This window comes from Cryobacterium sp. Y62, assembly GCF_002929785.1.
GTDB lineage: Bacteria > Actinomycetota > Actinomycetes > Actinomycetales > Microbacteriaceae > Cryobacterium.
This window is the reverse complement of the sequence record NZ_PJJK01000086.1, coordinates 25,387-37,508: the sequence shown is the minus strand read 5'-3', so window position 1 is coordinate 37,508 and position 12,122 is coordinate 25,387. Positions and strand designations below refer to the sequence as shown.

Annotated in this window: 12 protein-coding genes; 4 read left to right on the top strand and 8 right to left on the bottom strand. The window is 66.3% G+C overall.

The features are described from left to right. Nucleotides 1-35 precede the first annotated feature (35 nt). The 3 genes from CXY71_RS04435 to CXY71_RS04430 all read right to left on the bottom strand — a co-directional run bounded on the left by CXY71_RS04435 (nucleotide 36) and on the right by CXY71_RS04430 (nucleotide 1,417). Nucleotides 36-380: a hypothetical protein gene (locus CXY71_RS04435; protein WP_104134473.1), complete on the bottom strand. Its 345-nt coding sequence runs from the start codon at nucleotides 378-380 to the stop codon at nucleotides 36-38. Nucleotides 381-447: 67 nt separating this feature from the next. Continuing rightward, nucleotides 448-576: a hypothetical protein gene (locus tag CXY71_RS22320; protein WP_255412616.1), complete on the bottom strand. Its 129-nt coding sequence runs from the start codon at nucleotides 574-576 to the stop codon at nucleotides 448-450. Next, nucleotides 557-1,417 carry an RDD family protein gene (locus CXY71_RS04430; protein WP_104134472.1) on the bottom strand — a complete coding sequence of 287 codons (861 nt, stop codon included), beginning with the start codon at nucleotides 1,415-1,417 and terminating at the stop codon, nucleotides 557-559. Before CXY71_RS04430 ends, CXY71_RS22320 begins: the two co-directional genes overlap by 20 nt. A 17-nt stretch (nucleotides 1,418-1,434) precedes the next feature. Here CXY71_RS04430 and CXY71_RS04425 point away from each other — a divergent pair, with 17 nt between their 5' ends. Next, nucleotides 1,435-2,430 carry a stage II sporulation protein M gene (locus CXY71_RS04425; RefSeq protein WP_104134471.1) on the top strand — a complete coding sequence of 332 codons (996 nt, stop codon included), beginning with the start codon at nucleotides 1,435-1,437 and terminating at the stop codon, nucleotides 2,428-2,430. Between the two features lie 118 nt (nucleotides 2,431-2,548). Here the strand turns inward: CXY71_RS04425 and CXY71_RS04420 are convergent, their stop codons facing one another. The 5 genes from CXY71_RS04420 to CXY71_RS20935 are packed head-to-tail and all read right to left on the bottom strand — an operon-like array spanning nucleotide 2,549 to nucleotide 7,863. Beyond that, nucleotides 2,549-3,856: a DUF58 domain-containing protein gene (locus CXY71_RS04420; protein WP_104134470.1), complete on the bottom strand. Its 1,308-nt coding sequence runs from the start codon at nucleotides 3,854-3,856 to the stop codon at nucleotides 2,549-2,551. Nucleotides 3,857-3,858: 2 nt separating this feature from the next. After that, a complete protein-coding gene (locus tag CXY71_RS04415) occupies nucleotides 3,859-4,854 on the bottom strand; it encodes a MoxR family ATPase (protein WP_104134469.1) in 996 nt (331 codons plus the stop codon). Next, entirely contained in the window at nucleotides 4,851-6,086 is a 1,236-nt protein-coding gene (locus tag CXY71_RS04410; protein WP_104134468.1) for a DUF4350 domain-containing protein, read from the bottom strand. Before CXY71_RS04410 ends, CXY71_RS04415 begins: the two co-directional genes overlap by 4 nt. Beyond that, nucleotides 6,083-6,745, bottom strand: a complete 663-nt coding sequence (locus CXY71_RS20940; RefSeq protein WP_158252972.1) for a DUF4129 domain-containing protein — start codon at nucleotides 6,743-6,745, stop codon at nucleotides 6,083-6,085. The genes CXY71_RS04410 and CXY71_RS20940 overlap by 4 nt, the downstream gene beginning before the upstream one ends. Next, nucleotides 6,742-7,863 carry a hypothetical protein gene (locus tag CXY71_RS20935; protein ID WP_158252971.1) on the bottom strand — a complete coding sequence of 374 codons (1,122 nt, stop codon included), beginning with the start codon at nucleotides 7,861-7,863 and terminating at the stop codon, nucleotides 6,742-6,744. The genes CXY71_RS20940 and CXY71_RS20935 overlap by 4 nt, the downstream gene beginning before the upstream one ends. 154 nt (nucleotides 7,864-8,017) lie before the next feature. Between CXY71_RS20935 and mtrA the strand changes: the two genes are divergently transcribed. Genes mtrA through CXY71_RS04390 form a run of 3 tightly spaced genes read left to right on the top strand, consistent with a single transcriptional unit; the run spans nucleotide 8,018 to nucleotide 12,086 of the window. Further along, nucleotides 8,018-8,698, top strand: coding sequence for an MtrAB system response regulator MtrA (mtrA, locus tag CXY71_RS04400; protein WP_104134467.1), 681 nt, complete (start codon nucleotides 8,018-8,020; stop codon nucleotides 8,696-8,698). 45 nt (nucleotides 8,699-8,743) lie between these two features. Continuing rightward, entirely contained in the window at nucleotides 8,744-10,381 is a 1,638-nt protein-coding gene (gene mtrB / locus CXY71_RS04395; protein WP_104134466.1) for an MtrAB system histidine kinase MtrB, read from the top strand. Continuing rightward, nucleotides 10,374-12,086 carry an LpqB family beta-propeller domain-containing protein gene (locus CXY71_RS04390; RefSeq protein ID WP_104134465.1) on the top strand — a complete coding sequence of 571 codons (1,713 nt, stop codon included), beginning with the start codon at nucleotides 10,374-10,376 and terminating at the stop codon, nucleotides 12,084-12,086. The genes mtrB and CXY71_RS04390 overlap by 8 nt, the downstream gene beginning before the upstream one ends. Nucleotides 12,087-12,122 lie beyond the last annotated feature (36 nt).

Genomic DNA, 12,122 nt, shown 5'->3' with positions numbered 1-12,122 from the left:
GGGGGACCCTGTGGGAGAGTAGGACACCGCCGGACTTAACTTAGAAACACCAGAAAGGCCACCCTCGGGTGGCCTTTCTGCTTTAACACACCACCCACGGGTGGCCTTTTTTGCGTTAACGTGCGTTGCCGGGACCATTCGTCGACGCGGGTGGCCCGTCGCTTTTCGCTGATGCGGGCTCCCCGCGCTTGTCCAGTTGCGACGCGCCCAATCGGCGCGAGGGTAGCGACCTTCTCGCCGATCCACTCGTCTACGGCTGGCATGGCCATGACCAGTGCGAGGAGCTTCGCGGCCCCCGCTCCGATGATCACGGCGCGATTGATATAGACATAAAGAATCGGTGGAATCGCCGTGCCGAACACCGGTTCGGCCAGTAACACCTGGAGCCCCCCGAGTAGTGCGTTTAACGCAGCGAGGTCTCCAAACCCGACGCGCCGCCCACGTGTTTCAAGTGGCAACGAGCATGTTCTCGCTCGCACTCATCCGGTCGTTGACCTTGTCGAGACCGCCATCGACCAACGCGAGGTGGCCTGCAAAAACCAGCCACCGTGGTTCTCTAGCGGTTAGGAAAGCCATGGGGGAGGCTGGTCAAGACGGGGGCCAGGCGGGCGAGGCGCTCACGTTCGAGGAGGAGTGCGTTGTATTCACGTTCGCGGCGTACGGCGGCGACTCCAGCGAGAAGGTACTCGGCGGGAGCGTCGGGTAGCGGCGAAACAAACGGACTGACCTCGGCAGCCAGGGACTGAGCCAGGCGCTCGCGCGTGAGGGGAGTGAGGTGGGGCGACTGGCGCAGGTACTGGGCGACGCGGCGGGACAGACGGTCGTGCAGCTGGGCGATGTCGACGGTCTGGGACCAGGACGTGAGCGCCTCAGGGACGGGGCGAACGACCGCGCGATTGCGCGGCACGCGTTCGTGCTGGCTGTAGGTACCGGCGAGCAGATCACCGAGTCGCTTGGACCGGCCGTTGAGGAGGGCGACGGTTGCTGCTAGTCCGCCGACGGTCATCACAATCTCGAGCACGCCGGTGAGGGAACGGATGAAGGCGTGCCGCAGCGAGATCGCTCCGCCGTCGTCGCGCACAATGCGGGCGCCAATAGCGAGCTTGCCGAGTGAACGGCCCTGCGTGAGGGTTTCGACCAGCACGGGCACGATCAGGATCGAGAAGACCAGGGCGGCGATCACGAACGCCTGGGTGAGCGCCGCGTCGGTACGTTCTCCCGGGCTTACAAAAAAGGCCAGCAGAATGAGCAGGTAGAGGGCTGCGTAGGCAGCGGTGTCGATGATCGCGCCGGCAGCGCGCAGGATGACGCTGGCCGGCCGCACGTCGAGCGCAACCGCCTCACCGGTGACGAGCTCGTCGTCGCGCGCCAGGTCGTCACGTTCGGCACGATCAGACGGGCGCGCGGTCTCCTTCATGTCTACTATTGAACCAGATGGATCTAGATGCATACACGGCAGCGCATCGCGCCGACTGGGACCGCCTGACCGAGCTCGGGGCTCGTCGGCGCCTGACCGGTGCCCAAGCGGATGAGCTGATCGAGCGCTACCAGGCTGGAGCCACCCAACTCTCCGCCATCAAGTCCACCGCCGGGTCGACTCTGGAGGGAGACCGGCTGTCGGTCGGTCTGTCGCGGGCGCGGCTGAGGTTCACCGGCGTGAGTGCCAATGTTTTGGCCCAGATTCCCCGGTTCTTCCTGGCTCAGCTTCCGGCGGCGCTGTACCGATTGCGCTGGCTCACCCTCGCCGTCGCCGTTGTGACGTTCGTGGTCGCGGCGCTCTACGCCGGGTGGGCGTTCAACGATCCACAGGTGCTGGCCAACCTGGGAACGGATGCCCAACTCGCGCAGATCGCGAATGAGGATTTCGTGGGGTACTACTCGGCGAATCCGGCGGCTTCCTTTACCGGGTTGGTCTGGACCAACAACGCCTGGATCGCCGCGCAGTGCATCGCCTTTGGAATCGTCGGAGTGTACGTGCCGTTCATCATTTTGCAGAACGCGATGAACCTCGGCACCACGGCGGCCGTGATGTTCGCCTACGACAGGGGCGACGTGTTCTTTCTCTATATCGCCCCGCACGGTCTGCTCGAGCTCACCGCGATTTTTGTGGCGGCGGCCGGTGGACTGCTGATCTTTTGGGCCTGGATCGCTCCCGGCGCCCGTACCCGCGGGCAAGCCCTCGCCGAAGACGGCCGGGCGTTGTTCACGGTGGCTATCGGTCTGGTTTTCGTGCTGCTGGTGTCGGGCATCATTGAGGGCTTCGTCACCTCGCAGCCGTGGCCGTGGCCGGTCAAGATCGGCATTGGAGCGGTCGCGCTCGGTGCCTTTCTGGCGTACATGATCGTCGTTGGCGGCCGTGCCTTTCGGGCCGGCGAGACCGGCGACCTCGCCGAGTTTGAAGCTGGCAGTACCCGCATCTACAGCGCCTGACGGGTACCGCAAAATAGTTGCGGTCGTGCCTGTGCCAGGCTCGACCAGCGGAGTTGGTGATGACGCAAAGTTCTGCCCGACAACTTCGGCCGAGAAACCTGCGCCAGCGCCGTCTGAGTCAGAGCCGCCCGGCGGCCTTCAGCGCGATGTACCGGTCGGCCAGGGCCGGCGGAAGCTGTGCCGGGGAGTCGGTGACAACATCCGCTCCCAGCTGGCGGATCGCGGCCGACACGCGCGCCACGTCGAGCAAGGCCCGCTCAGCTGCCGCCGCCCGGTAGACCTCGTCGCGGCCACCGCGCTCACCGGCCGCAAGAACGGTGACCGGGTCGAGAACGGATGCCACCACGACCGTGTGCCGTTTGGTCAGCTGGGGCAGCACCGAGAGCAGCCCGGTCGACGCGCCAGCAGCATCGATCGAGGTCAGCAGCACGATCAGGGCATGCTGGCTCGTGACAGAACGTACCTGGCCGGGAACCGCCGCCCAGTCCATTTCGATCAGCTCCGAGTCGATCAAGGCCATGGAATCGATCATCTGCGAGAGCAGCGCGGCCCCGCTCGCGCCCTGAACCCGCCCGCGCACCCGCCGGTCGAAGGCGAGAAAGTCCACTCGGTCGCCGGCGACCGAGGCGAGGGCGGCAAGCAGTAGCGCGGCCTCGAACGCGGAGTCCAGCCGAGGTTCGTCGCTCACCCGAGCCGCTGAGGTGCGGCCGGTGTCGAGCACAATGACCACGCGGCGATCCCGCTCCGGCCGCCAGGTACGCACCATCACGTCGTTCCGCCGGGCAGTGGCCCGCCAGTCGATCGAGCGCACGTCGTCACCGCGCACGTATTCGCGCAAAGAATCGAATTCGGTGCCCGGCCCGCGCACCATGACGCTGGTGCGCCCGTCGAGCTCCTTCAGCCGGGTGATGCGCGACGGCAGGTGTTTGCGAGCGTGAAATGGCGGCAGGACCCGGATGCGCCCGGGCGCGTTCAGGGTCACCTGACGGCTCCAGAGACCCAGCGGTCCGCGGGAGCGCACCGTCACCTGCAGAGCTCGACGTTCGCCCCGGCGAAAGGGCGTGAGCACGAGCGAAACGAGGCGCCGTTCTCCCGGCGGAATCTCGATCGGGGTGCGGTTGGTGCTGGCACCCGCTGACGGTTGCCAGGCGTCGCGCACCACGCCGACCAGGCGTCGACGGCCGGAATTACTGAGGTAGAGCCCGCTCGTGACCGATTCGCCGAGTCGAACGCGCTCGGGCAGCATCCGTTCGACGGTCAGTGCGCGCGGCGAGGCGGCGAGGGCGAGGTCGATGCCGCCGAGCACCGTCACCAGCAGCAGCCAGACAATAAGCAATCCGAAGGCAGCTGGCACCGTGTTTCCGAGCAGCACGATGGGCACCACGCCCAGGGCGACGAGTGCGACGAACCGTCCGCTGAACGTCATCGTTAGATCGGAACCTGAACCTGCTGCAGCACGCCGCGCAGAATCGCATCCACTGAGACGCCCTCGAGTTCAGCTTCCGGGCGTAGCTGCACGCGATGCCGCCAGACCGGCAATACCATTGCCTGCACGTGATCGGGCGTGATCGCGTCATAGCCGCTCAGCCAAGCCCAGGCTTTGGCCGTGGCGAGCAGCGCGGTCGTGCCGCGTGGGCTTACGCCGAGTTTGACCGATGGACTCACGCGTGTGGCGCGGGCCAGATCGACGAGGTAGGCGAGCACATCCGCGCTCGAGCCGACGCGAGCAACGGCAGCCTGTGCGGCCGCGAGTTCCGTTGCGCCGAGTACCGCAGTGACGCCGGCACCGGCCAGGTCGCGCGGGTTGAATCCGGCCGCGTGGCGACGCAGCACCTCGATCTCCTCGGTGCGTTGCGGCACATCGAGCACGAGTTTAAGCAGAAACCGGTCGAGCTGAGCCTCGGGCAGCGTGTAGGTGCCCTCGTATTCGATCGGGTTCATGGTCGCGGCCACGACGAACGGCTCCGGCAGTTTGAGCGACTCGCCGTCGACGCTGACCTGACGTTCTTCCATCGCTTCGAGCAGTGCAGACTGTGTCTTCGGCGGCGTGCGGTTGATCTCGTCGGCGAGCATGATGTTGGTGAACACCGGCCCCCGCCGAAACTCGAACTCACCGGCCCGTGCGTCATAAATGAGCGACCCGGTCACATCGCCCGGCATCAGGTCCGGCGTGAACTGGATGCGTTTGGTATCGAGGCTCAACGCATGGCTGAGCGTGCGCACGAGCAGAGTCTTGGCGACGCCGGGAACTCCCTCGAGCAGCACATGTCCGCGGGCGAGCAGGGCGATGATCAGACCGGTCACCGCGCCGTCCTGGCCGACAACGGCCTTGCCGACCTCGGTGCGTACCCGGTTGAGCGACGCGCGCAGAGCTGCTGCCTCGTCGGTGACCGGCACTTGGGTAGGCGTGGTGGGAATCGTCATGGTTCCATTCTTTCGGCTGGATCGGATAAAGACTGTTGTGAAACGGATGCCGTCGCCCCCGCAGCGACGGCCCGGCTGGCCGCGCGTTCCAGAGCCTGCAGCGCGTCCGACAACGCCAGAAGCTGGGCATCAGTGGTGGGAACGGCCTCGACCAACACATTGCGCACCTCGGCCGACGTGCGCCCCGTGATCCCGGCAACGGTGAGCATGATCTCCTCCAGCTGGGCGAGGCGCCCAAGTCCGACGGTGCTGGCGAGTCGCTGCACAGCGCCGATTCGGAGCGCGTCGAGGGCGCGCAGCCGGGCATTGCCGCGCGCATAGAGCCGGGCGCGACCCTCCATGGTCTCGCTCGCCTTCACCGTGACCGGCAGGTTCTCGGCCACGAGCGGTCCAAACCGGCGTCCCCGCCAGAACGCAGCGGCCACGGCGGTCAGCCCGAGGAGCACCAGCACCGGGGTCACCCAGCCGGGCGTCAGCGCGGCGAGCGAAGATGGCCCGGTGCGGGGCAGGTCGGCGAGCGTCGGCAGGTACCAGATCAGGGAATCGCTCTGTCCGAGCAGGCCGAGGGCCAACGCAGCGTTTCCATAGCCGGCCACGTTCTCGTTGTTGAACACCCGCAGGTCGGCAACCAGCGTGGCCCGGTCGTTCGCGACCACCGAGAATGTGTTGTCGCCGGTCGGAAAACAACCGATGAGCAGTGAATCGGCCGGGAGGGACAGCGTGTCGCCGCCAGGAATCAGCTCCTCGGCGCGGTTGGCAGCGGGTAGGGCGCAGTCGGCGACGAGCGATTCCGCGCCGGACACTCCACCGAAACCGACGGTCGGGGCGAGCGACTGCAGGGTGAGAAAGTCCGGTGCCACGACGATGGTGCGTGCCGCCAGCCGGGTCAGCTGGGCCAGCTGGGAATCGACCAGATAGCTGTTTTCGTCGTAGAGCAGAACCGTTGAATCCGTTTCGGCCAAGCTCCGCACCGCAGCCAGGGAATCGGCCAGCGTCACGGTGACGCCCTGCTGGCGCAGCACCTCGACCAAGGCCATCGAACCGGCCGGAGCGGGGTTGTCCCCGGCCAGCGCGCGGCCGGCGACGTTGGCGCCGCCCGACACGAGCACGGCGACGATGGCCACCAGGATGATGCCGGCACCGGCGAAGGTCCAGAATGAGGAACGGTGTAGCTGGGCGCGCAGGGTCGGCGTGGCGACATCCGTTTCACCAATGATCGAGGGCGCGCTCACAGCACTCCAGCCAGCGTCGCGGGCGATGCCACTTCGAGCTCGGCGTCCAGCGCCGCGAGGGCGCGATACTCCGCCTCCGTGCCTGTCTGCTCGAGATAGCGCACGCGGTCGAAAACGTCAGCGGCGCTCGAGAGGGCATCACCGACCTGGGGGAATGCGAGCCCGGCGCGCGCCGCGAAATCGTGCGCGGTCGTGCCAGGAGCTGCTGTGAGTACGGTGCGTTCGGTGAGCCCGCGAGTCACTGCGCGAAAAATCTCTTCACAGGCGAGGCTCCACTGCCCGGCGTTGGCAGCGAGAGAGGCCGCTGCGCGCATTTCAGTGCTGCTGCGCTGGTCGACGGACCCGAACAACTCGCCGCTGAGCCGCCGACGTCGAGCCAGTTTCGGAGCCCCGAACACCAGCCAGCTGGCAACGACCGCCGCGATCACGACCAGGGTTGCGAGTACCGGCAGCCAGTTGGCGCCGCCACCGGACGGCATCGTCAGCGACTGCAGCCAGTCCAGAAAAGTTTGCGCGGCCCGATCGAACCAGGTCGGCTTAGCCGCGATATACGGTGCCTTGGCGAGTTCCTCGCGCATCCAGCTGCGGGCATCCGGTGCGTCGGGATCAACCGGTACACCTAGAACACCAATCGTTCCAAGCACCAAAGCCAAAGTCATGGCGCCGAGCGCCCGGGAACCAGATACGGGTCCGGCACTTCGAAGCCCTGCGCCGCCGACTCCACGTACCGCGCGAGTTCCAGATCGAGGCCCTCTTTGCGCATGCGCAGGTCGACGTAAATGAGCGCGACGGCCGCCGACTGTACGACGGCGGCCACCGCGGCGATCGGGATGGCGACGAGGAGTGAGACCACGACGGTGATGATCGTCGACTCTTCGAGGAACGCACCGTTGGGGTCGACCAGCACGGTTCCGAAACCGAGCACGAGCGAGACCGGAAAGCTGACGACCTGGCTGATGACCTGCACAATCAGGCCGACCAGCAGCAGCACGCCGAGCGTGCGCCAGAAATAGCCGCGAGTGAGCGACCATGATCGAATAACGGATGCCCGCACGCCCAAATTTTCGAGCACGATCAGGCTCGGCACCACACTGGTCTTGGTATAAAAGTAGAAGCCCGCAGCCGCGAGCAGGAGCCCGCCAAAGACGCCGACCAGAACCCCGGCGACGATGCCCGCGACACCGCCGACGGTGACCAGCAGCACCACGATGCCGGCAATCACGGCTACGCCGAGGAGCAGCGCGCCGCTAATGAGGAGCGTCCACAGCGCCAATGGCCAGAGGCGGGTCGCCGCTCGCCGCCACAGAGCGCTCAGTCTCTGCTTTTCGCCGAGGGTCGCGCGGGCTACCTCGACCACGATGATGGCCTGCAACAGTGACGAGGCGATAACGGTCAGGGTCAGCGGAATAATGGCCGACAGGATGCCGGTCAGCACTGAGCCGGCCGCGACGGTGTCCTGCTGGTCGAGCGGGGCGCTATCTATCCGGTCGAACGCCCACAACGTGATCAGGCCGACAACCAGCACGGTGACCAGCATGATGACCGCCTGAATGATCAGACCGCTGCCGAACGTGGCCTTGGGGTTTCGCCGCAACACTTGAAAGGATGCCCCGAGCAGGGCGCCGAGGCCGATCGGGCGCAGTGGGATCAACCCGGGCTTGGGCGGCGGCGCCCAGCCCTGCCCCGAACCGGGGCCCTGGTAAGAGGGTGTCGGCGTGGCAAACTCCCCGTATTGGGGCGGAACGGGGGAGTCGGGGGCTTGCCAGTGGTCGGTCACCGTTCCATGCTGGCACAGGTCGCTCGAAGAAATGCCCGCGCGACCACTCTGTCAGCGGTCTCGGCTACTCTTATGCCAGACTTTGCCCTACTCATCGGGCAATCTGCCCCGCGCACCATCAGAACACACCTGACCTTGTTCTGGAAAGAGACCCATGACCGCACGCATTTTGGTTGTCGACGACGACACCGCCCTGTCCGAGATGATCGGCATCGTTTTGCAGGGCGAAGGCTTCACCCCGGGCTACTGCGCCGACGGATCACTCGCCCTCGACATTTTTCGCACCGAGAAGCCCGACTTGGTGCTGCTCGACCTCATGCTGCCCGGTCTCGACGGCATCGAGGTCTGCCGCCTGATCCGGGCCGAATCCGGCGTGCCCATCATCATGCTCACGGCCCGCTCAGACACAACTGATGTGGTCAAGGGGCTTGAATCCGGCGCGGACGACTACATGGTCAAGCCGTTCAACCCCAAGGAACTCGTCGCCCGCATCCGTACCCGCCTGCGTCCGCCGGCCGTCGACGGTGCGCTGAGCCTGCACATCGGCGATCTCGTAGTGAACGCGGTCGGCCACGAAGTCACCCGCGGCGAGGTATCGATCAACCTCACCCCGCTCGAATTCGACCTGCTGCTGGCCCTCGCCTCCAAACCGCAACAGGTGTTCACCCGAGAGATGCTGCTGGAGCAGGTCTGGGGTTATCACTATAAAGCTGACACCCGGCTGGTAAACGTGCACGTGCAACGGCTGCGAGCCAAGGTCGAGCACGACCCGGACAATCCGAAAATTGTCATGACGGTGCGCGGTGTCGGCTACCGTGCCGGTGTCGTCAGCTAGCCCCACCATGAACGTCAGTCAACAGCAGATCCGGTGGGGCTCCCCATGCCGCAACTAACCTATTGGAGCAGGCCGCGCAACTGGCCGCGTCTGCTGCGTTCGTCGTGGCGATCCTCGCTGCAGTTTCGCACGGTGACCACTTCGGTCGCCTTCTCCGGGCTGGCCATCCTCGTCGTTGGCGTTTATATGTCGGTTAGCATCGGCAATGACCTGTTTCAGTCCCGGCTCAGCCAGGTGCTGCTCGATTCTAACCGGGCGGCGAGCGCCGCGCAGAGCCTGTTCGATTCCTCGGACGCCACGGACCGGGTGCAGGTACAGAACCTCCTCAGTTCCGCCCGAACCTCCATCTCCGCGACGTCATCGAGCCGGCTGGTCGCCGTGCTTCGCGTGCCTGGCCAGGAATCGTCGACCGTGGCGCCGCAGGATTCCTCGACGTTCGGGCAGTCCACCGGGGTGATCGGCGCCGACCTGCGCACCCAGATCCAGGGCAACAACGGTGAGCAATTCTGGCAATCGGTCACCCTGACCGGCGAGACGACGACCATCCCCGGCATCGTCGTGGGCTCGCAGATCACCGTTCCGGTCGCGGGCCGCTACGAGCTGTACATCGCGTACAGCTTGCAAGACGCCGAAGCGACGCTACTCTTCGTACAGCAGACGCTCGGTGTCGCCGGTGTCGCCCTCGTGCTGCTGATCGGTGCGGTGACCTGGATCGTGGTTCGTTTCGTCGTCACGCCACTGCGGGTGGCCGCCGAAACCAGCCAGAAACTGGCCTCCGGCGACCTCATGGTGCGCATCCCGGAGAAGGGCGAAGACGTCATCGCCACGCTCGCGCGCTCATTCAACGGCATGGCCGACAGCCTGCAGAGTCAGATTCGTGAACTCGCCGACCTGTCCGAGGTACAACAACGCTTTGTGTCGGATGTCTCGCACGAACTGCGCACGCCGCTCACGACCATCCGCTTGGCCGGTGATGTGCTGTACGACCAGCGGGCGAGTTTTCCGCCGGCGACCGGGCGCACGGCCGAACTGCTGCACACCCAGGTCGAGCGGTTTGAGTTGCTGCTGAGTGACCTGCTCGAGATCAGCCGCTACGACGCCGGCTCGGTTGAGCTGGAGAGCGAACCGACGAACCTGGTCTATCTCGCCGAGGACGCCATCGACAGCCTGCGGTCCCTGGCCGAAACCAAGGGCAGCGAATTACAGCTGGTGGCGCCGGGCGGGTATCTGAACGCCGACGTCGATCCGCGACGCATCCGCCGGGTGCTGCAGAACCTCATCGGCAACGCCATCGAGCACGGTGAGGGCAAACCGGTCGTGGTGTCGGTCGACAGTGACGCGAAGGCCGTTGCGCTCGCCGTGCGTGATTACGGCCTCGGAATGAGCCAGGCCGAGGTCGCGCACGTCTTCGACCGGTTTTGGCGCGCTGACCCGTCGCGTCAGCGCACGATCGGCGGCACCGGCCTGGGGCTGGCGATCTCGCGGGAAGACGCGAGCGTGCACAACGGATGGCTGCAAGTGTGGTCCCGTCCCGGGGAGGGTTCCTGCTTTCGGCTGACTCTGCCCCGCACCTCCCAGGGCCTGCTCGAATCCTCGCCCCTTCCGCTGCCACCCGCCGACGCCACGGACCAGCTCGGCGAGTCCGGGCACGTTCCCACTCTGGGCGGAGGCCCGCATGCATAACCACCATTCATCGTGGCGCGGCTGGCTCGGCCGTGTTGTACCGGCCGGGCTGGTCGCGATCGCGTTGGCTTTCGGCCTGGGCGGCTGTACCGGCATTCCGCGTGACGGGGTGGTGCACGCCGGCACGGACCTCGCCCCCGACGCCAACCCGGCACCGGTCTTTCTCCCGGCGCTGCCGCAGAAGGACGCGTCAACGGATTCCATTCTGCGCGGGTTCATCGATGCGTCCTCGAGCCCGGAAAACAACTACGATATCGCTCGTCAATTTCTCGTTCCGGAGTTCGGCTCCGTCTGGGACCCCACCGTCGGAGTCACGGTCGACAACGGCTCCGGGCGTACCCTCACGGTCGTTGACGAGGGCACAACGCTCGTGGCCGTCACGCCGATCGCCGAAGTGGACGAGGCCGGCGAATACCGCGAGGTCGACGCCACCCCGGTTCCGTTGCGCTACGAATTTGCGAAGGTCGGTGATCAGTGGCGCATCAGCGCGGCCCCCAATGGCACCGTCATTGACGAAAACACCTTCAACGACGTGTTCAGCGCCCAGCCGGTGTACTTCTACGACCCAGGGTTTCGCTACCTGGTGCCGGACCTGCGCTGGTTTCCGCGCGGAGCATCCGCCCCCACCAAACTGGTCAACGCCGTGCTCGCCGGGCCGAGCGCCTGGCTGGACGGCGCGGTCGCCACGGCGTTCCCGGCCGGGTCCAAACTCACCGCTGACGCGGTGCAGGTTGTCGGGCGCCAGGCCATGGTCGATCTAAACAGCGAGGCGCTCAACGCCGATCGGCAAACCCTGCAGCGCATGAAAGTGCAGCTCGTGGCCAGCCTGCCAGCAGGTCTGTCCGTTGACATCACGATCGACCAGAACTCCCAGTCCATCGACGACCTGCAATCGGGGGCTCCCACGGTGAGCCCGCGCGTCGACGCCCGCGCGCTCGTCTTGCGCGGCGGTGAATTCGGCTTTCTCGCCGCGACCGGGCAAAGCATCACCCCGCTCGACGGGCTGTCGGCGACCATCGCCCAGCTGGCCCCCACCGCGGTGACGCTTTCGTCCGGCCAAGGAACGGCCGCAGTCCTCGCCGCCGACGGAGTTTACGTCTTGCGCGTCGGCGACGCTCCCGAGCTGCTCGATTCTCGCTCGGGGCTGCTCGCGCCGTCCATCGACAACGACCGCTTCGTCTGGTCGGTGCCGTCGAACGATCCGAGCGCGCTGGTCGTCTACAGCCCAACGGGGGAAGCGACCGTGTTGCCGACACCGTGGCCGGAGGCGACGTCGATTACCGCCCTGAAAATCTCCCGTGACGGCTCCCGTCTGATCGCCCTACTCGGCACCGGATCCGAAACCCGATTCGTGGTCGCATCGATCATTCGTGCAGGGTCGGTTCCTACCGGCATCGGACCGCCGGTACTGCTGGCCGGAGGCGGAGGGGTCGGCCTCGATGCGACCTGGATCGACGAATTGACCGTCGCCTCGCTCGGTACCCTGCCCAGCGGCGAGTCCCGCATCGTCACGCAACAGCTCGGTGGCGTCAGCTCTACCCTGGAATCGCCCGCGAGCAGCCGGTTCATCGTCGGCAGCAACTCGGTGCGTGACCTGCGCGCTCTCACCGACATGGGCAGCCTCGAAGTGCAACGCGGAGCGGGGTGGCAAGCCCGCATCGACGACGTCACGCTGCTCGCCACTCAGCAGGGTCTCGGCGGCTGAGTGCGCACTGAAGCCGGCCGACTCCTGTACCGGCGG